At 70.2% G+C, this 22,698-nt stretch carries 19 protein-coding genes and 2 tRNA genes; 5 read left to right on the top strand and 16 right to left on the bottom strand.

The features are described from left to right. Positions 1 to 48: 48 nt before the first annotated feature. The 14 genes from H9651_RS01535 to H9651_RS01470 form a co-directional block, all read right to left on the bottom strand. Entirely contained in the window at positions 49 to 2,337 is a 2,289-nt protein-coding gene (locus H9651_RS01535; RefSeq protein ID WP_191717332.1) for an MMPL family transporter, read from the bottom strand. 44 nt (positions 2,338 to 2,381) lie between these two features. Continuing rightward, positions 2,382 to 2,777, bottom strand: a complete 396-nt coding sequence (locus H9651_RS01530) for a hypothetical protein (protein WP_191717331.1) — start codon at positions 2,775 to 2,777, stop codon at positions 2,382 to 2,384. Between the two features lie 110 nt (positions 2,778 to 2,887). Next, the gene (locus H9651_RS01525) at positions 2,888 to 3,613 is read right to left on the bottom strand and encodes an ABC transporter ATP-binding protein (RefSeq protein WP_191717537.1); all 726 of its coding nucleotides are present in this window, start codon (positions 3,611 to 3,613) and stop codon (positions 2,888 to 2,890) included. Between the two features lie 70 nt (positions 3,614 to 3,683). Continuing rightward, the gene (locus H9651_RS01520; RefSeq protein ID WP_191717330.1) at positions 3,684 to 5,168 is read right to left on the bottom strand and encodes an ABC transporter permease; all 1,485 of its coding nucleotides are present in this window, start codon (positions 5,166 to 5,168) and stop codon (positions 3,684 to 3,686) included. Positions 5,169 to 5,359: 191 nt separating this feature from the next. After that, positions 5,360 to 5,432, bottom strand: a tRNA-Thr gene (locus tag H9651_RS01515). A 71-nt stretch (positions 5,433 to 5,503) separates the two neighbouring features. Next, a complete protein-coding gene (locus H9651_RS01510) occupies positions 5,504 to 7,057 on the bottom strand; it encodes an alpha/beta hydrolase (RefSeq protein ID WP_318244714.1) in 1,554 nt (517 codons plus the stop codon). After that, positions 7,054 to 8,211 (bottom strand): DNA polymerase III subunit delta', encoded by a 1,158-nt coding sequence (locus H9651_RS01505; RefSeq protein WP_191717329.1) that lies wholly within the window; start codon positions 8,209 to 8,211, stop codon positions 7,054 to 7,056. The genes H9651_RS01510 and H9651_RS01505 overlap by 4 nt, the downstream gene beginning before the upstream one ends. A gap of 41 nt (positions 8,212 to 8,252) precedes the next feature. Next, on the bottom strand, positions 8,253 to 8,915 hold the full coding sequence (tmk, locus tag H9651_RS01500; RefSeq protein ID WP_318244713.1) for a dTMP kinase: 663 nt from the start codon (positions 8,913 to 8,915) through the stop codon (positions 8,253 to 8,255). Next, the gene (gene topA / locus H9651_RS01495) at positions 8,912 to 11,629 is read right to left on the bottom strand and encodes a type I DNA topoisomerase (RefSeq protein ID WP_191717328.1); all 2,718 of its coding nucleotides are present in this window, start codon (positions 11,627 to 11,629) and stop codon (positions 8,912 to 8,914) included. Before topA ends, tmk begins: the two co-directional genes overlap by 4 nt. Positions 11,630 to 11,693: 64 nt before the next feature. Continuing rightward, entirely contained in the window at positions 11,694 to 12,017 is a 324-nt protein-coding gene (locus tag H9651_RS01490) for an Rv3654c family TadE-like protein (protein ID WP_191717327.1), read from the bottom strand. Then, positions 12,017 to 12,358 (bottom strand): TadE family type IV pilus minor pilin, encoded by a 342-nt coding sequence (locus H9651_RS01485; RefSeq protein ID WP_191717326.1) that lies wholly within the window; start codon positions 12,356 to 12,358, stop codon positions 12,017 to 12,019. Before H9651_RS01485 ends, H9651_RS01490 begins: the two co-directional genes overlap by 1 nt. Next, entirely contained in the window at positions 12,358 to 12,570 is a 213-nt protein-coding gene (locus tag H9651_RS01480) for a DUF4244 domain-containing protein (protein WP_191717325.1), read from the bottom strand. The genes H9651_RS01485 and H9651_RS01480 overlap by 1 nt, the downstream gene beginning before the upstream one ends. Before the next feature lie 32 nt (positions 12,571 to 12,602). Next, a complete protein-coding gene (locus tag H9651_RS01475; protein WP_191717324.1) occupies positions 12,603 to 13,484 on the bottom strand; it encodes a type II secretion system F family protein in 882 nt (293 codons plus the stop codon). Then, positions 13,481 to 14,563: a TadA family conjugal transfer-associated ATPase gene (locus H9651_RS01470; protein ID WP_225216212.1), complete on the bottom strand. Its 1,083-nt coding sequence runs from the start codon at positions 14,561 to 14,563 to the stop codon at positions 13,481 to 13,483. The genes H9651_RS01475 and H9651_RS01470 overlap by 4 nt, the downstream gene beginning before the upstream one ends. Positions 14,564 to 14,942: 379 nt before the next feature. Here H9651_RS01470 and acs point away from each other — a divergent pair, with 379 nt between their 5' ends. Further along, complete coding sequence (gene acs, locus H9651_RS01465) at positions 14,943 to 16,913, top strand: acetate--CoA ligase (RefSeq protein WP_191717323.1); 1,971 nt, start codon at positions 14,943 to 14,945, stop codon at positions 16,911 to 16,913. 128 nt (positions 16,914 to 17,041) lie between these two features. On the opposite strand, the gene H9651_RS01460 is transcribed toward acs, so the two are convergent. Then, the gene (locus H9651_RS01460) at positions 17,042 to 17,509 is read right to left on the bottom strand and encodes a RidA family protein (RefSeq protein WP_191717322.1); all 468 of its coding nucleotides are present in this window, start codon (positions 17,507 to 17,509) and stop codon (positions 17,042 to 17,044) included. Between the two features lie 2 nt (positions 17,510 to 17,511). Continuing rightward, entirely contained in the window at positions 17,512 to 17,727 is a 216-nt protein-coding gene (locus H9651_RS01455) for a DUF4177 domain-containing protein (protein ID WP_191717321.1), read from the bottom strand. A 109-nt stretch (positions 17,728 to 17,836) separates the two neighbouring features. Here H9651_RS01455 and H9651_RS01450 point away from each other — a divergent pair, with 109 nt between their 5' ends. From H9651_RS01450 to H9651_RS01435, 4 genes are all read left to right on the top strand, one after another. After that, positions 17,837 to 20,404: a transglycosylase domain-containing protein gene (locus tag H9651_RS01450; RefSeq protein WP_191717320.1), complete on the top strand. Its 2,568-nt coding sequence runs from the start codon at positions 17,837 to 17,839 to the stop codon at positions 20,402 to 20,404. Further along, positions 20,397 to 21,329, top strand: a complete 933-nt coding sequence (locus H9651_RS01445) for a metallophosphoesterase (RefSeq protein WP_191717319.1) — start codon at positions 20,397 to 20,399, stop codon at positions 21,327 to 21,329. Before H9651_RS01450 ends, H9651_RS01445 begins: the two co-directional genes overlap by 8 nt. A 48-nt stretch (positions 21,330 to 21,377) precedes the next feature. Beyond that, positions 21,378 to 21,451: transfer RNA gene (locus H9651_RS01440), tRNA-Pro, on the top strand. A gap of 64 nt (positions 21,452 to 21,515) precedes the next feature. Beyond that, positions 21,516 to 22,283: an HAD-IIB family hydrolase gene (locus H9651_RS01435; protein ID WP_191717318.1), complete on the top strand. Its 768-nt coding sequence runs from the start codon at positions 21,516 to 21,518 to the stop codon at positions 22,281 to 22,283. The last annotated feature ends 415 nt before the right edge of the window (positions 22,284 to 22,698 follow it).

The raw sequence follows: 22,698 nt of genomic DNA, 5'->3' as shown, positions 1-22,698 counted from the left end.
ACCGCGGCATCAGCCGCGGCCCCACCTGCACAACGTCGCTGATCCAGATCAGCCGCGCCGCCGCGAGCGGCGTGTCGCCCGCGCGGGCGCCGGATTGGCGACGTTGTGCGCGTCATCCGTGCCCGCCACCGGCTCGGCACCGGCACCGGCTGCCACCTGGCGGGGGCCGATGTCGTTGCGCCACAGCTTCGACGGCCACCAGATGGCGCGCCCGATGTCGTACGACAGGGCGGGCACCAGCAGCGAACGCACGATGAAGGTGTCCAGCAGCACACCGAACGCCACGATGAAGGCCAGCTGCGCGAGGAACAGGATCGGAATGACGCCGAGGGCCGCGAACGTCGCCGCCAGCACGAGCCCCGCAGAGGTGATCACACCGCCGGTGGCGACGAGACCCCGCAGGATCCCCTGCCTCGTTCCGTGCACGAGGGACTCCTCCCGCACGCGCGTCATCAGGAAGATGTTGTAGTCGATGCCCAGCGCCACGAGGAACACGAACCCGTAGAGCGGGACCGCGGGGTCCGCTCCCGGGAAGTCGAAGATCCCGTTGAACACGAGGGCGCTGACGCCCAGGGCCGAACCGAACGACAAGATCACGGTGCCGATGAGCAGCAGCGGCGCCAACAGCGACCTCAGCAGCAGGATGAGGATCGCCAGGATCACCAGCAGGATGATCGGGATGATCAGCGTGCGGTCGCGGATCGACGTGTCGTTGGTGTCGACGTCGGTCGCCGTCTCGCCGCCGACGAGCACGGTGCCGCTGACGGCCTCCGTCAGGTCGGTGCGCAGGTCCCGCACGACGTCCTCGGCGGCGATCGAGTCGGCCGTGTCGGTGAGCGTCGCGATGAGCAGCACGTCACCCTCCGAGACGGTGGGCTCCGGCGCGGGGGTGCCGGGAGGGCCCATCACGGTGAAGACCGCTTCGCCACCCTCGACCTCGACGCCGGCCTGACCGTTGGGCGAGTCCTCGGATGCCGCGGCGACCGAATCGATGCCGTCGTTGGCCAGGAGCACCTCGACCCCCTCGGCCACCTGGTCCTCGGGAACGATCACGTACACCGGGCTGCCGGAGCCGCCCGGGAAGTGCTCGGCCAGCACCGCCTGGCCGTCGCGAGCCTGCGATTCGCCCAGCACGAGGTCGCTCGAGGGAACGCCGTCGGCCTTCAGCTGCGTGACACCGAGGCAGGCGATCAGCAGCACGAGGGTGGAGGCGATCCACACCGCACGCGGGTGGCGTGACACGAACCGCGCCTGGCGGGGCCAGAGGCCCTTGACCGGCTTGGTGAAGTCATCGGGCATGCCGATGGAGTCGGGCTTCGGGGCGAACGGCCAGAACGCCGCGCGACCGGTGAGCGCCAGCAGCGCCGGCAGGAACGTGAGGGCGGAGAGCATGGCGAACGCGATGCCGATGGAGGCGATCGGCCCGAGCGCCCGGTTGGTGGCGAGATCGCTGAGCAGCAGGCAGAGGAGCCCCGCGATGACCGTGCCGCCCGAGGCGAGGATCGGCTCGAACGCGCCGCGCCATGCCGACAGCGTCGCCTGCCAGCGACGCTGACCCGAGGCCAGCGACTCCCGGAAGCGCGCGACGTACAACAGCGCGTAGTCGGTCGCCGCGCCGATCACGAGGATGAACAGGATGCCCTGCACCTGCCCGTTCAGCACGACCACGCCGGCCTTGGCGAGCCACCAGACGGTGAGCAGCGCGACGCACAACGCGAACAACGACGTCAGCAGCACGAGCACCGGAAGCAGCGGTGAGCGATAGACGACCACGAGGATGACGAAGACGGCGATGAGCGCGACGGCCAAGAGCAGCCCGTCGATGCCGAGGAAGCCCTCCACGAGGTCGGCAGAGAATCCGGCGGGCCCGGTCACCCACGTGTCGATACCCTCAGGCGCCTCTTCCGCGAGGTACTCACGCAGCTCGGTGACCGCTTCGGCGACCTCGGCGTCGGCATCCAGCGGCACGAAGATCTGCACCGCCTCGCCGTCCTCCGACGGCACCGCCGGTGACACGTCACCGGAGACGGCGTCGATGTCGGCGAGGCTCGCGGCGAGTTCACCGAGCTCGGTCAGCTGCTGTTCGGTGAGCTCCCCATCACCGGAGGCGACCACGAGCGCGGGGATGCTGTCATCGCCCAGAAACTCGCCCAGGCGGTCGTTGACCTGCGTCGCGTCAGCACTGGACGGCAGGTAGGCGGAGCGGTCGTTGGTGGCGACCTCGTCGACCTTGCCGAAGTACATTCCGCCGACGGATCCGCCGACCAGCCACACCAGCACCAAAACCAGGGGGATGCCGATGCGCAGCCATCGCGGCACATTTCGCTCATTTGCCATATTGCTAGCTTATCTAGCAATCGACACGGGCGCCACTCGACGAATCAACCGCGGGCGAAGAGGAGAATCCACGACGTCGCGAGCGCCACCACGCCCAGGATCGCGAGCCCCGCGGCGAGCCAGGCGGTGGCACGAACCGCAGGCGAATGCTTCGTCAGACGGAAGCGGTCGCGCGAGCCGAGGCGGTACCAGATGTCGACCATCGACTGGCCTGCGAGGGACTCCGCCTCGGCGTGGCTCGCCGTGGCGGCGCCCACTCCCCCCGCGTCGTCGAACCACCGCACGACCGTGCGGTGGTCTTCCTCGTCGATGACGCCTCGCGCCGGAAGCCACGAGCCGTCGACGGCCCAGAGGATGAGGGCGAGGAGGGCGACGAGCACGCCGGCGCCGAGTCCCACCCAGGTGAAGATCTCGAGGATCGCGTCGAGCGCGGCAGTCATGGTGTTCTCCCTGCGGTGCTCGATCCGAGCTGCCAGAAGCATACCGGAGTAGGCATGACCGCCAGGTCACGAGGAGCAGCGCTCCACCCACCGCGCGTGAGGCGGGGCGGTCACCGGGTGATGTCGCGCACCGTGCCCTTCTCCAACCGCAGACGCCGCTTGGCCCGACGGGCGACCGCCGAGTCGTGCGTCACGACGATGAGGGTCAATCCTTCGTCATTGAGGTCCTGCAGCACCGAGAGGATCTCGTCGCGCATGCTCTCGTCGAGGTTGCCGGTGGGCTCGTCCGCCAACAGCACTCGTGGGCGCTTCACGATCGCCCGTGCGATCGCGACGCGCTGCTGCTGACCGCCCGACAGCTCGCCGGGACGATGGTCGGCGCGTTCCGACAGGCCGACGCGCGCGAGCGCATCGGCGACCCGGGCTGCGCGCTCGGTCTTCGGCAGGCCGAGCGGCTCGAGTGCCATGTCGACGTTCTCGTGCGCCGTGAGGGTGGGGATCAGGTTGAACCCCTGGAAGACGAACCCGATGTCGTGCGCACGGAGACGCCCGAGCACGCGGTCGCTCGCCGCGGCCATCTCGGTCTCTCCCAGGTACACCGCACCGGCGGAGGGCCGGTCGAGGGCGCCGAGCAGCTGGAGCAGAGTGGATTTGCCTCCCCCGGTGGCTCCCTGGATCGTGACGAAGTCTCCCGTATCGATCGCGAGATCGATGCCGGCGAGCGCCGCCACGACACGCCCCTTCTGCGTATAAGTGCGTGTCACACCTTCCAGCCGATACAGCGGCCGGGGGGCGGGATCCTGAGCTGCTGCAGGCTCGGTGTCGATCATGGTCATGTTGTGCTTTCCCGTCGTCGGATTGGAACGAGTGGTGGATGCCGTGGGCACGCGGTCGGACATGGAGTCCTCAGCCGACCGACCGCAGCGCCTCGGCGGGGCTCAGCCGGGCGGCACGCCAGCCACCGAATGCGCCCGCGACAAGCCCGCCGAGCACAGCGATTGCGACCGCGGCGACGACGACCCAGGGTGTGACCGGCGCCGACAGGACGATGTCGGTGCCGGGGGTCTGCATCATGGCGTCACCGAACGCGCCACCCCCGACGCCGCCCGGAGGCAGAGCGCCTTCGCCTCCCCCGGCGCCGAAGGAGGGGGTCGCGGCGGCCGTCGAGATCGTCGGGGAGATGAGGTTGATCGCGAGGATGCCCGCGAACCCGATGATCAGTCCGACCACGCCGCCGATCGCGCCCTGCACCACCGACTCGCCGGCGACTTGACCGACGACGCGGCTGTTCGACCAGCCGATGGCCTTCAACGTGCCGAACTCGCGGGTGCGACGCCCGACGCCCGAGATCGTGAACAATACGGCGAGCACCAGCGCGACGGCGAGCACGATGACCGACAGCCGCGTACCGAGGCCGGTGATGAGCGATGACGCGCTGGACAGCGAACCCGACACGGTCGAGGCCAGATCGGACTGCGAGCTCACGGTCGCGTCGGGCAGCTCGTCCTCAAGCGCAGCCTGCACCGCCGGGATCGCATCAGAGGACTCCGCCTGCACGTACACCGTCGAGATCACGTCACCGGCACCCGAGAGATCCTGCGCGACATCGAGCGGGATGTAGACGTTCGAAGCGGTGTCGACCTCACCCGAGGTCGAGGCGACGAGCCCGACGACCTCGAAGTCCTCGCCGCCCACATCGATGGTGTCGCCGACAGCGAGGTTCGCCGCGGACGCATAGATCGCGTCGAGCACGGCGACATGAGAGCCGGCGTCGGTGGTCTCCAGGCTGCGACCCTCGGTCAGCTCGATGGCCGACAGTGGGCCGACCGCGTCGGCGGCCGGGTCGAGCCCGAGCACCGTGAACGAGTCGACACCGAACGAGCCGCCGCCGAACGAACCGGCTGCGCCCTGCTGCGGGGGCGCCTGCTGCGCGCCGGTCGCGTCGTCGCCGGCATCGGCGGGGCGCTGCGGCAGTTGGCCCGAGAATGTGGCGTTCGTGAGGCTGAGCGCGCCTGCCGCACCCACCACACCGTCCACTCCGCGCACGGTGTCGAGAACCGACAGGTCGAGGGTGCCGCGCATGAAATCGGTGCTCAGTCGCGACTGGCTGAGTTCGGTGGTGGTGCCGCCGTCTGTCGTGGCGCCGCCGTCCTGGTCGAACTCGAACCGCTCCCCGCCGACATCGCCGGGCTCGAGCTGTGCACCTGTGACGGTGAGGTCTGTGCCCACTCCGTAGACGGACTCCAGTGCCGTCGTCTGAGCGGCACTCACCCCCGCAGCGAGCGAATTCACGATCATCACGAGCGCGATGGCGATCCCGAGCCCGGCAGCCACGATGACGCTCTGCTTCTTGCGGCCTGCCAGCTCCCGCCGCAGATATGTCAGGTACATGTATCTCCTCTGTGGCGGGCACGATGTGCCGCCTTCCGAGAAGAAAGCTACGGAGCGTCGTGATGGGAAAAGCCAGTGGGAGCTATGAGCAACCTGCACGCTGTGCGCGTCGCGGGGGACGACCGCGCCGCCGAAACGACGAAAGACCCCCGTCCTCGCGTCGCGAAGGATCGGGGGTCTTTCTGTTGCGGAGCCACCTAAGGGAATCGAACCCTTGACCTATTCATTACGAGTGAATCGCTCTGCCGTCTGAGCTAAGGTGGCGTACTCCGCTTGCGCGGTGCACGATCATCGATCTTACATGGCCGAAACTGCGCTCGCGAACCGTGCGAGCCTCACTCGCAGCGCAGGCCGTCCTCGGGCACGGTGCCGTCGACCAGATAGCCCTCGACGGCGGCATCCACACACGCGTCGCCCTTGTTGTAACCGGTGTGCCCCTCACCCACTCGCGTGACGAGCACGCCCGATTCCAGCTGGTCCGCCAGCGACACCGACCAGTCGTACGGGGTCGCGGGATCGTTGGTGGTGCCGACGACGATAATGGGCGCCGCCCCCGCCGCGGTGATGGGCTCACGCACACCCGTGGGCGGGTAGGGCCACACCGCGCACGCGTCGGGCCCCACCCAATACGGCGCGACGGTCGGTGCCTCGGCGGCGAGCAGCGCAGCTGCTGCGTCGTCCTCGGCCTCGTCGGCGACGGGGTAGTCCATGCAGTTGTAGGCCCGGAACGCCTCGGTCGAGTTGTCGGCGTAGACGCCGCCCTCACGCCCGTTGTAGAAGTCGGCCAGCTGCAGCATGAGGTCGGGGTTGCCCGAGAGGGCGTTGCTCAGGCCGGTGGTGAGGTAGGGCCAGCTGTCTTCGGAGTACAGCGCCGCGATGATGCCGGTCATGAGGGTGTCGGCGCCGAGTTGACGTCCGTCCGAGCCCTCCAGGGGGCGGGCGTCGACACTGGCCAGCAGGGTGCCGAGATCGGCCATGGCGTCATCGACCGTGCCGCGGAACGGGCAGTCGCTGCCGGCGAGACACTGCGCCATGAAGGCGCGCAGCGCCGACTCGAAGCCGACCGCCTGCGTCGTGGAGACATCCTGTCCCGACACGGCGGGGTCGATGGCGCCATCGAGCACCAGACGGCCCACACGTTCGGGGTAGAGCTTCGCGTACGTGGCCCCGAGGAACGTGCCGTACGAGTAGCCGAGATAGTGCAGCTGCTCGTCACCGAGCACACCGCGCAGCAGATCGAGGTCGCGCGCCGCCTGGATCGTGGTGATGTAGGGAAGGATGCCGTCGCTGTTGGCCTCGCACGCCTCGGCGAACCCGGTGTTGCGATCGGTGAGCTCGGCTTCCCAGGCGGCGGTGCCGCGCGGGCTGCCGGGCACGTCGTACAGGTACGCGTCCATCTCGGCCGCGTCCAGGCACCGCACCGCGGTGGACTCGCCCACGCCGCGCGGGTCGAAACCGATGACGTCGTAAGCCTCGCGCAGCGGCTCGCCGGCGGCGAAGCTCGCCGAGTCGCGGATGAGGGCGACGCCGCTCGCGCCGGGACCCCCGGGGTTGGTCAGCAGCGATGCGATCGGCTCACCGGAGTCGGCGTGGCGACGGATGACGGCGAGGTCGATCTCGCCGGCACCCGGGTTTTCCCAGTCGAGCGGGGCCGTCACCGTGGCGCAGTCGTAATAGCCCTCGTCGGCGCCCTCGCACGGCTGCCATTCGATGGTCTGCTCGTAGAACGGCAGCAGCTCGGCGGACACGCCGTCGGTCACCGGCGGGCGACTGGGCCCGGGGGCCGGCTCCGCCTGGTCGGGGATCATCGCCGAGATGCACCCGGTGAGGGCGAGCGTCACTGCGGCGAGCGAGGCGGTGACGGCGAGGAGGCGACGGCGAAGACTCACGGGGTCCTTCCACTGGCGACGGTGATGAGCATGCTCTCCAGGGCGAGGGCAGGCGCCGCGTTGAACTCGAGGTTGCTGCGGGTCACCGAGATCTGGTCGAGCACGGTGAGCGTGCGCTGCATGGTCCAGGCCGCGGCGAGGGCGCGCAGGTCGTCCTCAAGCTCGCGGTTGATGAGGTCACCGTCGCGGCCGAACTGCAGCATGAGCGTGTCGCGGTACAGCGACTGCAGGTCGGTGAGGACGCGGTCGATGCCGTCGCGGAGGCTGCGCGTGGCGCGCCGCTTCTGCTCGTCCTCGAGGGCGTTGAGCTGCCCGCGCACGGCGGGCGGTGCCGCGGCGCCCTCGGCGACCCCGAGCGTGCGCCGGAGGGCGCCCCGTTCGGCCTCGTCGCGGCTGGCGGTGAGCGACTTGGCGTCTTCGGTGGCGGCCTGCACGATGCGACCGGCCACCTCCACCGCGTCGCCGACGCCCCGCACGCTGAGGACGGCGCGCATCGTCTGCTCGCGCCGCGCACGCGACGCGGCATCTGTGGCGAGGCGCTGCGCCATGCCGATGTGCCGCTGCGCGAGACGGGCCGACTGTTCGGCGACCGCTTCGTCGACGCCGGTGCGCTGCACGATGAGGCGCGCGACGTCGGCGATCTCGGGGTCGCGCAGGCGCAGGGTGCGCACGCGGGAGCGGATGGTGGGCAGCAGATCGGCGTCACTCGGGGCGCACAGCACCCACACGGTGCGCTCCGGCGGCTCTTCGAGCGCCTTCAGCAGCACGTTCGAGGTGCGCTCGGTCATGCGGTCGGCGTCTTCGACGACGATCACGCGGTAACGGCCCAGCGACGGCGAGAAGTAGGAGCGTTCGACCAGCGCCCGGGCGTCTTTGATCGAGATGATGACGCCCTCGGTGCGCAGCGTCGTGAGGTCGGGGTGGGTGCCGGCCAGCACCTGGCGCATGACGTGCTCTTCACCGTCGTCGGCGATGAGCTGTGCTGCGAACGCGTGGGCGAGGGTCGAGCGACCCGATCCGGGCGGGCCTGTGATGAGCCACGCGTGCGTCATGGCGGTCGGATCGGATGCCGCGGCCTGCAGCTGCGCGACGGCGGCGTCCTGACCCCAGACCTCCCCCCACGGCAACTCGTGCGTGACGGGGGCGGTTTCCACGGGCTCCACCTTAGCGTCGGCGCCTGACACGCTCGCCGACGTCACGCCAGCGCCGCGGCCACGCGTTCGCGCACCAGCCGGGCGATCTCCTCGACGGGCTGTGCGGCGTCGATCACGACGAAGCGCTCGGGCTCGGCAGCCGCGAGCTGCAGGAACGCCGCCCGCACCCGCTCGTGGAAGTCGGCGAGCTCGGCCTCGAGCCGGTCGAACGGCTTGTCGTCGGCGTCGAGGCGGTGCCGTGCGGTGGCCGGATCGAGGTCGAGCAGCACGGTGACGTCGGGCAGCGCGCCTTCAGTCGCCCACAGCGACAGCTGCCGCACCTCATCGGCATCGAGCACGCGGCCCGCGCCCTGATAGGCGACCGATGAGTCGAGGTAGCGGTCTTGGATGACCACCTCGCCGCGGGCGAGGGCCGGGCGCACGACCGTGGCCACGTGGTGGGCACGGTCGGCGGCGTACAGCAGCGCCTCGGCGCGCGGGGCGATGTCGCCGCGGTGATGCAGCACGATGTCGCGGATCAGCACGCCCACGTCACTCCCGCCCGGCTCGCGGGTGCGCAGCACCGAGCGCCCCTGCTGTCGCAGCCACTGTTCGAGCAGCGCGGCCTGCGTGGTCTTGCCCGACCCGTCGCCGCCTTCGAAGGTGACCCACACGCCGGCGTGCGATGCCGCGGCAGCGCCGGGCAGCGCCGACGCGTCGGTCACTTCTTCGCCGCGGGCTTGCGGGTGGTCGTCTTGCGCGCGGCGGCGCGCTTCTTGGGTGCGGGTCCCTTCGCACGCTTGTCGGCCAGCAGTTCCACGGCGCGTTCGAAGGTCACTTCTTCGGCATTCTCGCCGCGGGGGATCGTCGCGTTGGTCTCCCCGTCGGTGACGTAGGGCCCGAAGCGGCCGTCCTTCAACTTGATCGGCTTGCCGCTGACGGGGTCGGCGTCGAATTCCTTGAGCGCGCTGGAGGCACTGCGGGCGCCGTACTTCGGCTGCGCATACACGGCGAGGGCTTCCTCGAGCGTGATGTCGAACAGCTGATCCTCGCTCTGCAGCGTGCGCGAGTCGGTGCCCTTCTTCAGGTAGGGACCGTATCGACCGTTCTGGGCCGTGATCTCGACGCCCGTCTCGGGGTCGACACCCACGACACGCGGCAGCGACAGCAGCTTCATCGCCGTCTCGAAATCGATCGTCTCGACCGACATGCTCTTGAACAGCGACGCGGTGCGCGGCTTGGGCGCGGCATCCGCCTTCTTGCGTGTCGTCTTCTTCTTGGGCTCCTCCACCACCTCGCCGGTCGCGGCGTCGGCGGCATCCGGATCGACCGGCTCCACTTCCTGCACGTACGGGCCGAAGCGGCCGTCCTTCACGACGATGAGCTTGCCGTTGTCGGGGTTCTCGCCCAGCACGCGGTCGCCGGCGACGGGCGCGTCGATCAGCTCCTGCGCCTTCTGCGGGGTGAGTTCGTCGGGGGCGAGGTCATCGGGCACGTTGACGATGCGGGGCTTGGCCTCGGGGTCGCCGCTGGGGTCGGGCACCTCGAGGTAGGGGCCGTACTTGCCGAAGCGCAGCGTGGCGATGTCGCCGATGCGCGTGGAGTTGAGCTCCCGCGCATCGATGTCGCCGAGGTTGTCGACGATGTGGCGCAGACCGACGTGGTCCTTCGAGCCGTAGTAGAAGTCCTTCAGCCACGCCACTCGCTGCTGCTCGCCGCGGGCGATGGCGTCGAGATCGTCTTCGAGCGCTGCGGTGAAGTCGTAGTCGACGAGGTCGGCGAAGTGCTCTTCGAGCAGCCGCACGACGCTGAACGACAACCAGCTGGGCACGAGCGCCTGTCCACGCTTGGTGACGTAGCCGCGGTCGAGGATGACGTCGATGATGCTGGCGAAGGTGGACGGTCGGCCGATGCCCTTCTCCTCCAGCGCCTTCACCAGGCTCGCCTCGGTGTAGCGGGGCTTCGGGCTGGTGGCGTGCCCCTTGGGCTCGACGTCGCGCAGGCTCAGGCTGTCACCGACGGCGACCGCGGGCAGCGACTGGTCGGCGTCCTGGTCGGCGTCGCTGCGCTTCTCGTCGCGACCCTCCTCGTACGCCTCGAGGAAGCCCTTGAAGGTGTAGACGGTGCCCGACGCGGTGAACTCGGCACTGCGGCCGGCGGCCGTGGCGGTGAGGGTGACCGTCGTGGTCTCGTACTTGGCGTCGGCCATCTGGCTGGCGACGGTGCGCTTCCAGATGAGGTCGTACAGGCGCGACTCGTCACGGTCGAGTTCGCCCGAGACCGATGCCGGGGTGCGGAACTGCTCACCTGACGGACGGATGGCCTCGTGCGCCTCTTGGGCGTTGCGGCTCTTGCTGCGGTAGACGCGGGGCTTGTCGGGCACGGCGGCTGCGCCGTACAGCGACACCGCCTGGGCGCGCGCGGCCTCGATGGCCTGCGTGCTCAGCGCCGTCGAGTCGGTGCGCATATAGGTGATGAAGCCCTTCTCGTAGAGACGCTGGGCGACGCTCATGGCGTGCTTGGCGCTCATCGAGAGCTTGCGGCCGGCTTCCTGCTGCATCGTCGACGTCGTGAACGGCGCCTTCGGGCTGCGGGTGCCGGGCCTGGAATCGACGGCGGTGACGGATGCCGTGGCCTTCGCGGCGATGGCGTCGGCCAGTTCCCGCGCCTGCTGCTCGTCGAAGACGATGACGGCCTTCTTCAGCTCGCCGCGGTCATCGAAGTCGGTGCCGCGGGCCAGCGGCAGACCGTCGACGCGGGCCAGGCGTGTGCCGAAGCTCGCCCCGTCCTTCGCGGCGGTGGCCTCGACGTCCCAGTACGACGCCGACACGAACGCCATGCGCTCCCGTTCGCGCTCGACGACCATGCGGGTCGCGGCGGACTGCACGCGGCCGGCGCTGAGTGCCTGGCCTTCGCGGCCGCTGCCGATCTTGCGCCACAGCACCGGCGAGACGTCCCAGCCGTACAGGCGGTCGAGCACGCGGCGGGTCTCCTGCGCATCGACGAGGGCGTGGTCGAGTTCGCGGGTGTTCTCCGCGGCGGCCTGGATGGCGTCTTTGGTGATCTCGTGGAACACCATGCGCTTGACGGGAACCTTGGGCTTGAGCACCTCGAGCAGGTGCCACGCGATGGCTTCGCCTTCGCGATCTTCATCGGTGGCGAGCAGGACCTCGTCGGCATTCTTCAGCGCACGCTTGAGTTCGGCGACCGTCTTGGTCTTGCGGTCGTTGACGACATAGAGAGGGTCGAAGTCGTTCTCGACGTCGATGGAGTACTTGCCGTACGCCTTCTTCTTCTCGGCCGGAATGTCCTTCTTGTCCGCGAGGTCGCGGATGTGGCCCACCGAGCTGAGCACCTCGTAGCCGTCCCCCAGGTATCCCTGGATCGACTTCATCTTCGTCGGGGACTCGACGATGACGAGCTTCTTGCCCTGTGCCACGGTGGCCGCCTTTCTATCCGTGCAAACCATACACACCGCAAACCCATGCGAATGCTGAGTACGCTCAGGGCGCAGGGGGCGGACCCGCACGTGCGGTCGCCGTGGCGGGCACCACCCCGAACCGGGCGGCGAGCGTCACGGTGGCGACGAGACCGTCGACCTCGCACGAGGCCACGACGGCGCCGGCCGTATCGGCGACCCGCGCGGCACGCTCGCACGGTGCACCCGTGATCGCTCCCGACGCGGCGTCCGCGGCGGCGAGCGCGGCGTGGTCGGCGGCCCCGCTCAGCCGCTGACTCCACGCCGAGGCCGCGCCGACGTTCAGCAGGCCGAGCCCGAGTGCGAGGCTCGCGCCCAGCACGCCGACGGCCGCCACGGAGCCCGCCATCAGCGCGCTTCTCCGACGGCGCACGACACGGCGCGCAGGGGTTCGAGCGGCAGCAGGAGGCCCGTCGGGGCGCTGGCCGTCACGCACACGAGGTCGCCGTCGCCGCCGATCACCGCACGCGCGCCGTCGAGAGCCCGCGACACGGCATCGTGCACGCGACCTGCGTCCTCGCCGCGCGCCGCCAGCCGCGCACCCTGAGCCGCGGCGTGTTCGAGCCGCACCTGCCGTGACGAGGCCGTGAGCGCTCCGGCGAACAGCACGAACACGACGATCACCGCGGGCAGGGCGACCGCGAACTCGGCGGTCACCGAGCCCCGCTCGCCCCACCGGCGGCGGGTCATCAGGCGACCGTGAGGGCGCGGCGCACCAGGTCGGTGAGGATGCCGCGCACCTCGTCGGACCGCATGATCACCACGAGGAGTCCGGCGAACGCGACAGCCGCCATGGTCGCCACGGCGTACTCGGCGGTTGCGGCCCCGGCGTCATCGGCGAGCAGCCGCGCCGCCCGGCGATGCGTGAGCGGAGGGAGGGTGGGAGGTGTGTGTCGAGTCATGGTGCTCCTTCGGTTGTGAGGGTGGGCACGGGTCAGAGGTTCAGCGGCGTCGCGGCCAGCACACCGAGCAGCATCGGCGCGACGCCCAGCAGCAGGAAGGCGGGCAGCGTGCACACCCCGAGCGGCAGCAGCAGCCGTGACGACAGTCGGGCCGCGCGCAGCCGGCCGTCGACCCGGGCGCGGTGACGGGCGTGCGCGGCGCCGGCACGCAGCAGCTCGACCGCCGGTGCGCCGGCCGTGCGCGAGAGCTCGAGCACGGCCGATGTGGCCGCCTCAGGCTCGGCACCCGCCGTGACGACCAGGTCGCGGGCACGGGGGATCGACGCCCCTCCCGCGAGCGCCACCGCGAACAGCTCCGCCTCGAGCCCCGGGATGCCCGGCGGAGGCTGGGCCCGCGCCACGAGGTGAGCGGTCCAGCGATGAGCGGCCAGCATGAACAGTGCACCCGCCACGACCGCGGCGGCTCCCAGCGGTTGGGTGAACACGACGCCGATCGAGTCGAAGCCCAGCGCCGCGCCCAACGCGACGGCGACCAGCGGCAGCCAGGCGATGAGGCGAGAGGTGGCGACGGGCTCCGCCAGCGCGACCCGCACGTCGTCGATGGCCTGCTGCGCGTCACGCAGCGCCTCGGCGACGGCGCGCAGGCTCGCCGCCAGCGGGGCGCCGACGGTGGCCGCCACCGACCAGGCGTCGGCCACGGGCCGCCACGTCGGCCCGGCCGCCGCGATCGCATCGGGCACCGCTGCCCCCGCCGCGGTGCGCTCGCACACCCCCGCAGCGACCGCGTCGCCGGCGGCGGCCAGATGCTGCCAGGCCTGCGCGGGGGTGATGCCCGCCTGCAGCAGCACCGCCAGCTGCAGCACGGTCGTGGCCGCGGCATCCGCCGAGGGCGCCGCCGGCCGCCGCCGCTTCACCGCGGCACCTCGTCGAGCGAAAGCGCCCCGCCGGTGAGCACCGGCCGGGCCATGCCGACGACCCGGCGCACCCCGTCACCGCCGCGCGCCACGTGCACGATGCAGCCGATGGCGCTCCCGACCTGCCGCGCCACCGCCCGTTCATCCATCCCGGCGAGCGCGCCGAGCGCCTCCAGACGCGCCGGCACCTCGTCGATGCCGCCGGCGTGCAGCGTCCCCGCGCCGCCGTGGTGCCCGGTGTTCAGCGCGGTCAGCAGTTCGCGCACTTCCTCGCCGCGGCACTCCCCCACCACCAGTCGGTCGGGTCGCATGCGCAACGCCTCACGCACGAGCCTCGCGAGCGGCACTGACCCCGCACCCTCGAGGTTGGGCTGGCGCGCCTCGAGTCGCACATGGTGCGGATGCCGCAGCCGCAGCTCGGCCACGTCCTCGATCGTGACGATGCGCTCGGTGTGGGGCACGCGGTCGAGCAGCGCCGCGAGCAGCGTGGTCTTGCCCGCGCCGGTCGCGCCGGTCACCAGCAGATTGATGCGCTCGGCCACGAGGGCCTCCAGCAGCTCCCGCGTGCGTGCGGCGAACATGCCGCGCTCCTGCAGGGCGTCGAGGTCGGGCGCCTGCGCCGCAGCGGCCCGCACCGAGATGAGGGTGCCGCCGCGCGAGACCGGCGGCAGCACGGCGTGCACGCGCAACCCGCCCTCCAGCCGCACGTCGACGCACGGCGTCGCGTCGTCGAGGTGGCGCCCGCCCAGCGCGATGAGGTCGACCGCCAGCGCGCGCACCTCTTCTTCCGCCGCCCGCCACGCGGCGACGGGCTCCGCGCCGCGGCCGCGGTCGACGAACAGTCCTTCCGCCCCGTTGACGAACACGTCCGTCACCTCGGGGTCCGCCAGGTATGGCGCAAGCGGGGCCAGCGCGGCATCCGTGGGCACCGCGCGCCGAGGCTGCCGGGGCTCATCTACGGCCACAGCCCGAAGCCGGGCGACGAAGGGCCCCGCCGGCGGGGCAGCCGGCGCAGGGGCGGCCGGGTGCGCCGTCACGGCGGACGGCCGCCGCGGCCGGACGACGAAGGCGGTGGTCATGCCGCGACGCTAAGCCGAACCGCACGCACCGCGCGGGCCGGAGCGGCCCATCGGTGGATGAGAACCGGGGTGATCCGTCCTGGGGAGGAGGCGCGAGAAGGAAGTGGCGGCATCCCATGGGGGGAATGGGATGCCGCCGGACAACGAACACCGTCCGGGGGGAGGACGGGCGTTGCATATGCCAGAAATTGAATTCGGCCGAGTGAGAGCTTACAAACACTGGCGCGCCACACCAAGCGACCGCGCCGTGTCAATGCGGAAACGGTCACCGATCCATCACGGCCCCCACTATCGGAGGTAGTGAGCGCGCGGCGTCGCTCAATAGAGTGGCCCGCGATGACGGTCCGTCCGTCACTCCGACCCGCAAAGGAGCGTGCCGATGAGCAGCCAGATCGACCACCTGCTGAACGAGACCCGCCGGTTCGCGCCGTCCGCCGACTTCGCCGACAACGCCGTGGCGACCGCGGAGCTGTACGAACGGGCTGCAGCCGACCGCGAGGGGTTCTGGGCCGACCAGGCGCGCGACCTGCTGCACTGGCACAAGCCGTTCACGCAGGTGCTGGACTGGTCGAACCCGCCGTTCGCGACATGGTTCGCCGACGGCGAGCTCAACGTGGCGTACAACTGCCTCGATCGTCACGTCGAGGCCGGCAACGGCGACCGGGTGGCGCTGCTGTGGGAGGGCGAGCCGGGCGATTCCCGCCGCGTGACCTACGCCGAACTCACCGAGGAGGTCAAGCGCGTCGCCAACGTGCTGACCGACCTCGGCATCACCGCGGGCGACCGTGTCGCCATCTACCTGCCCATGATCCCCGAGGCGGTGGCGGCCATGCTCGCCGTCGCCCGTGTCGGCGCCATCCACTCGGTCGTCTTCGGCGGCTTCTCCGCCGACAGCCTGCGCTCGCGCATCGACGACGCCGGCGCGAAGCTGGTCATCACCGCCGACGGCGGTTACCGCAAGGGCAAGGTCTCACCGCTCAAGCCGGCGGTCGACCTCGCCCTGGCCGGACGCAACGGCGGGGCCGCGCAGGAGACGGTGGAGCACGTGCTGGTGGTGCGCCGCGGCGGCAACGATGTCGAGTGGACCGAGGGACGCGATCTCTGGTGGCACGATGCCGTCCCCGCTGCCTCGCCCGAGCACGAGGCGCAGGGATTCCCCGCCGAGAATCCGCTGTTCATCCTCTACACCTCGGGCACCACCGGGAAGCCCAAGGGGATCCTCCACACCTCCGGCGGGTACCTGACGCAGACCACTTTCACGAACAGGGTGGTGCACGACCTGCATCCCGAGACCGATGTGTTCTGGTGCACGGCCGACATCGGCTGGGTCACCGGGCACAGCTACGTCGCCTACGGGCCGCTCGCCAACGGCGCGACGCAGGTGCTCTACGAGGGCACCCCCGACATGCCGCACCCGGGACGCTGGTGGGAGATCGTCGAGAAGTACGCGGTGACGATCCTCTACACCGCCCCCACCGCCATCCGGTCGTTCATGAAGATCGGGCGCGAGGTGCCGAAGAAGTTCGACTTGTCGTCACTGCGGCTGCTCGGCTCGGTGGGCGAACCCATCAACCCCGAGGCGTGGATGTGGTACCGCAAGATCATCGGCGGCAAGACCACCCCCATCGTCGACACGTGGTGGCAGACCGAGACCGGCGCCATCATGATCTCGGCGCTGCCGGGGGTCACCGAGACCAAACCCGGCGCGGCTCAGGTCGCCCTGCCCGGCATCTCGATCGACGTGGTCGATGAGGACGGCGCGCACGTCGGCAACGGCAACGGGGGGCTGCTGGTGGTCACCGAGCCCTGGCCCGCCATGCTGCGCGGCATCTGGGGTGACCCCGACCGTTTCGTGGAGACGTACTGGGACAAGTTCCGCACGCAGGGGTACTACTTCGCCGGCGACGGCGCCCGCCTCGACGACGACGGCGACGTGTGGCTCATGGGCCGCGTCGACGACGTCATGAACGTCTCGGGGCACCGCCTGTCGACGACCGAGATCGAATCCGCCCTCGTCGGCAACGAGGCGGTCGCCGAGGCGGCCGTGGTGGGCGCATCGGATGAGACGACCGGCCAGGCGGTGGTGGCCTTCGTGATCGTCAAGCAGAGCTACCTCTCCGCCCACTCGCCCGAAGGTCTCGCGGGCACACTGCGCGGCTGGGTCGGCGAGCAGATCGGGCCCATCGCCCGCCCGCGCGACGTCTACATCGTCGGGGAGCTCCCCAAGACGCGCTCGGGCAAGATCATGCGACGGCTGCTTCGCGATGTGGCGGAAGGGCGCGAGGTCGGTGACACGACCACCCTCGCCGACACCGCCGTCATGAGCGTCATCAGCGCGCAGGTGCGCTGAGCGGCATCCGCCTGACACGGGCATCCCGGAGACAGGAGAAATCCCCGGGACAGGACGATTCGCGATGGATCGTCCTGTCCCGGGGATTCTGCCTGTTGCGGGTAGTGTGCGCGCGGGCACGCCCAGGCTCAGGCGGTGAGGAAGACCACTTCCACCTCGACGGGGCTGTCCAGCGGCAGCACCGGCACGCCGACCGCCGAGCGGGCGTGGCGACCGGCGTCGCCGAAGATCTCGCCGAGCACCTCGCTCGCGCCGTTGACCACGCCCGGCTGGCCGGTGAACTCGGGGACGGATGCCACGAAGCCGGTGACCTTCAGCACGCCGACCAGGCGGTCCACGCCCCCGACGGCGGCCGCGGCGGCGGCGATCGCGTTCAGGGCGCACTGGCGCGCGTACGCGGCAGCATCCGCCGCGGGGACGAGACCGTGGCCGTCGCCCACCTTGCCGGTGGCGGGGAGGGCGCCTGCCACCATCGGCAGCTGGCCGGCGGTGTAGACGAGGTCGCCGTGCGCCTTCGCCGGCACGTAGGCCGCGAGGGGCGGAACGACCGTGGGAAGCTCGATACCGAGCTCGCTGAGGCGCGCCGAGACAGCCACGCTCACTCCCCCTCGAACTGACGGGCGGCCTGCGCCGCGGCATCCAGGCCGGCGTTTTCCGAACCGCCGCCGCTCGGGCGCTTGAAGTAGGCCACGAGACCGCCCTCGGGGCCGGTCACGACCTGCACGAGCTCCCACCCCTGCTTGCCCCAGTTGTTGAGTATGGCAGCGGTGTTGTGGATCAGCAGGGGCGTGGTGAGGTATTCCCAGGTGGTCATGGCGGCTCCGGATCTCGACGTTTCGGGGTGGACTCGCCGGTCGCCCGCACGACGCGACGCACGGCATCCTGTCGAGCCATCGCCCAGGGTTCTGGCTTACGATCAGCCTATGCCCCACAAGAAACGGACGGCCAGCGGTGTGCTCGGCGGCGTACTCGGCCTCGTCGGCCTGAGCGCCGTGGCAGGCATCCTGGTCACCGCGACGGTCACCCCCGCCATCGCCGTCACCGGCTACGCGGCAGGCAATGCGATCTCCATGTTCGAGAACATGCCGAGTTATCTCGAGCTCGACGAACTCATGGAGCCGACCGAGATCTACGCGACCCACAACGGCGAGCCTCAGCTGCTGGCCCGGTTCTACGACCAGAACCGCGTGCCGATGCAGTTCGACCAGGTCAACACCGTCGTGTACGACGCCGTGCTGGCCAGTGAGGACAAGAACTTCTACAAGCACGGCGGTGTCGACCTCGTCGGCACGCTCAGTGCTGTCGTGGCGAATGTGCGGGGAACCTCCGACCGCGGTGGCTCCTCGATCAGCCAGCAGTACGTCAAGAACATCCTGGTGCAGCGTTGCGAGGAGAACGCCGCCACCACCGAAGAGCGCGACGCCTGCTACTACGAGGCCACCAACGGTGACATCAGCGAGGGCGGCCTGCAGCGCAAGCTCCAGGAGATGCGCTACGCCATCCAACTGGAGAAGTCGTACACGAAGGACGAGATCCTCCTCGGCTACCTCAACATCGTGAACTTCGGCGGGAGCACGTACGGCATCGGCGCCGCCGCGAAGTATTACTTCGGGGTGGATGCCGCGAACCTGACGCTCAGCCAGGCCGCAACGCTCGCGGGCATGGTGCAGGAGCCCAACGGGTACCGCATCGACAACCCCGACAGCGAGACCAACGGTGCCGCGAACGGGTATAAGAAGACTCTCGACCGGCGCAACTATGTGCTCACGCGCATGCTCGCCGACGGCAAGATCACCCAGGGCGAATACGACGCGGCCATCGCAGAGCCGATCACCCCGAACATCACCCCCACCGACCAGGGGTGCCAGATGGCCGGCGGTTCGGCGTATTTCTGCGACTACGTGCGCACGATCGTCGAGAACGATCCCGTCTTCGGCGAAACCGACGACGAGCGCAAGGCTGCGCTGCGTCAAGGTGGGTACCGCATCTACACGACGATCGACCTCGACCTGCAGATCGCGGCGGAACAAGCGATCTCTGTCGTGCCGAAGGCGATGGACGGCATCAACCTCGGCTCCTCCGGCGTGCAGCTGGAGGTCGGCACCGGACGCGTGCTGTCGATGGTGCAGAACAAGAACTACGCGCAGTCGGCGTCTCAGCTGCAAGATCCCACGTTCTCGGCCATCAACTTCAACACCCGCAAGGCGAACGGTGGATCGAACGGCTTCAACGTCGGCTCGACCTACAAGGTGTTCACCCTGTTGGAGTGGCTCGAGCAGGGGCACTCCGTCAACGAGACGCTCAACGGCACGCTGCGCACCTTCAAGATCGACCGCGGCTGCGACCTCGGCGTCCAGACGATCAAAGCCGGCGCAGTCGGCAACTTCGAGGGCTCGCGCGGCTACGTCAGCACCCCGTTCAAGTTCACGTCCGACTCACTGAACTCCGGGTTCTTCGCGATGGCGGAGAAGCTCAACGTCTGCGACATCAACAAGCTCGCCGACCGGCTCGGTGTGACGATCGCCGACGGCACGAAGACGTATGAGGCGGGCAACTCCCCCAACGTGCCGTACGACATCCTCGGCTCGATGAACATCGCCCCGATCGACATGGCGGGCGTCTACGCCACCATCGCGTCGGGCGGCACCTACTGCGAGCCCAAGGCGATCGACCGCATCACGGACTCTGCCGGCAACGAGCTCGCGATCCCCGAGACGACGTGCACCCGCGTGCTCGACGAGACCGTCGCGGCGACGGCGGCGTACACACTCGCGAACGTCATCAACAACGGTTCGGCCATCGCGTCGCGCACCTTCGACGGCGTGCCCGTCATCGGCAAGACCGGCATCCACGAGCAGTTCCAGACGTGGATGGACGGCAGCTCGACCAAGGTCGCGACGGTCGTCTGGGTCGGTAACGTCGAGGGCTTCTCGGAGCTGCACCGCATCTGGGCCAACGGCTATGCGCTCTGGCGCATGCGTCACGCGATCTGGCCCGACATGCAGCGCGCGGCCAACGCCAAGTACGGCGGCGACGCGTTCCCCACGCCCGATGCCAACCTCACCCGCCAGGTGTACATCGATCTGCCCAGCGTGATCGGCATGACCGTCGACGACGCCACGAGGACCCTCGAGGGGGCCGGGTTCAGCGTGCAGGTCACCGACCCGGTCGACGCGGCGGAAGCGGCCGGCATCATCACCGCGCAGGATCCGGGCGCCGGACGCGTCACCGGTGGCACCACGGTGCGCATCAGCCCGAGCAACGGCCAAGGCGTCACAGTTCCCACGGTGGCCGGCATGACCCCCGACAAGGCGGTCGATGCGCTCCGCAGCGCCGGATTCACCTCCATCACACCGTGTGCCCCCGGTGGCGGCGGCGATCCGGGCAACGACAATGCCGCCGAGAACAGTCAACGCAAGGTCACCGGCACCGACCCGGCGGCCGGCACTGTGACCGGTCGTGGCGCGACCATCACCCTCACCTGTGGCTGAGCGCGTCAGCGCGCCCCGCCTCGCCCTCACCGCCCTCACTGCGGTGGGGGCGGCGGGTGCTGCGGCCGCGGTCTGGGGTGTCGGCATCGAGCGGCACCTGTACACCCTGCGTCGCCATGACCTCGCTCTCCTGCCGGCCGGAGCGCGGCCCATCCGCATCCTGCACATCTCCGACGCTCACATGGCGCCCTGGCAGCGCCGCAAACAGCGTTGGATCGCCTCGCTCGCCGAGCTCGAGCCCCACCTCGTGATCAACACCGGCGACAACCTCGGCCATGTCGAGGGCCTGCACGGCATCCGCGTGGCGCTGGCTCCCTTCGCCGGCATTCCGGGCGTGTATGTGCACGGCTCGAACGACCTCGTCGCCCCCTCCCCCCGAAACCCCCTGCGGTACTTCAGCGGTCCGTCTCAGCGCAAGCGCACGACCACGCGGCTCGACACCGGGGCACTCGATCGGTTCCTGAGCGACGAACTCGGCTGGATCGATCTCGACAACAGTGCAGCGATGGTGGATGCCGGGGGCGTGCGCATCCGGGCATTCGGCGTCAGCGACGCCCACCGCGATTGGGACGACCTCGACCAGATGCATGAGGCGCTGGCCCCCCTCCCGGCGGGAGACCTCGACATCGGAGTCACGCACGCGCCCTACCGGCGCATCCTCGACGATTTCACCGCGCACGGTGCAGACCTGCTGATCGCCGGCCACACGCACGGCGGACAGGTGCGGATCCCCGGTTCGCGGTCGGCATTGGTCGCCAACTGCGACATCCCGCTCGACCAGGCACGGGGACTCAGCACGTGGACGACCGGAGCGGCATCCGCGCCGCTCAACGTCAGTGCGGGCATCGGACACTCCATCTACGCGCCGGTGCGTTTCGGCTGCCTCCCCGAGGCGACCCTGCTCACGCTGGTCCCGAGGGCGTGATCCGGTTCGAAGCATCCCCTCGCATCGGGTAGGCTAGAGGGGTTGCCACGGGGTGTGGCGCAGCTTGGTAGCGCGCGTCGTTCGGGACGACGAGGCCGCAGGTTCAAATCCTGTCACCCCGACAGCAGAGGGGCTCCGCCGCAAGGCGGGGCCCTTCTTACACTCACGTCCGAACAGGAGCGTCCGATGCTGACCCCCCGCCTCATCGCCTTCGACCTCGACGACACGCTCGCGCCGTCCAAGAGCGCCATCGACCCGCGCATGGGCGATCTGCTCGTGCAACTCGCCGAACGCGTCGAGGTGGCGATCATCTCGGGTGGCCAGCTGCAGCAGTTCCAGGTGCAGGTCGTCGACAACCTGCCGGCCGCCTCCCCCACGGTGATGGACGCCCTTCACCTGCTGCCCACGTGCGGCACCCAGTACTACCGCCTCACCGCCGATGGCATCGCGACGGTGTACGCCCACCGCCTGACCGACGACGAGAAGGCTCGGGCGCTGACCGCCGTCGAAGAAGAGGCGCGACGCCTCGAGCTGTGGGAGAGCGAGACCTGGGGAGACATCCTCGAGGACCGCGGCTCGCAGATCACCTTCTCCGCGCTCGGCCAGTCGGCGCCGCTGGCGGCGAAGGTCGCGTGGGATCCCACCGGGGCGAAGAAGAACGCCCTGCGCGAGGCCGTGGCCGCCCGCATCCCCGATCTCGAGGTGCGTTCGGGCGGTTCCACGTCGGTGGACATCACCCACCGGGGCATCGACAAGGCTTACGGCATGCGCCGGCTGTCCGAGCAGACCGGCATCGCGCTCGACGACATGCTCTTTGTCGGCGACCGTCTCGACCCCGACGGCAACGACTACCCGGTGCTGGCGATGGGCGTCACCTGCCACGCCGTGGCCGGCTGGGAGCACACGGTCTCGTTCCTCGAGGCCCTGATCCCGACGCTGCCGCCCCGCGCGTAGCCGCCCCCGCGCTGCGCCCGCGCTGCTCCGGTGTCGCGAATGACGCCCGCGGGCCACTCGGACCCTTCATCCGCGACACTCGAGCGGCTCCGCACCGCTCCCCTGCCGCGCGCCGCGCGGAGCTGCCGCCGCCTCGTCCTCGTGGCATCCCGCGCTGCTCCGGTGTCGCAAATGGCGGCCACGGGTCACTCCGACCCACCATCCGCGACACCCGAGCGGTGCTGCGCTGCGCGCCGCGCGCCGAGCCGCGGTACCCGGAGCCGCTCCGGTGGCGCGAAGAGCGGGTGCCCCCGGGCACCCACCCGCCATCCGCGACACTCGAGACGCTCCGAGCGACGGGCTCCACCCGCGGCGACCCCGCAACCCGGTGGACCCCGCCACCCCGCGACCCCGCGGGCGACAACGGAAGAGGGAC

It is taken from the genome of Microbacterium pullorum (genome assembly GCF_014836535.1).
Taxonomy (GTDB): domain Bacteria; phylum Actinomycetota; class Actinomycetes; order Actinomycetales; family Microbacteriaceae; genus Microbacterium; species Microbacterium pullorum.
Note: the sequence above shows the minus strand (reverse complement) of the source record. Positions and strands in the feature narration are given on the sequence as shown.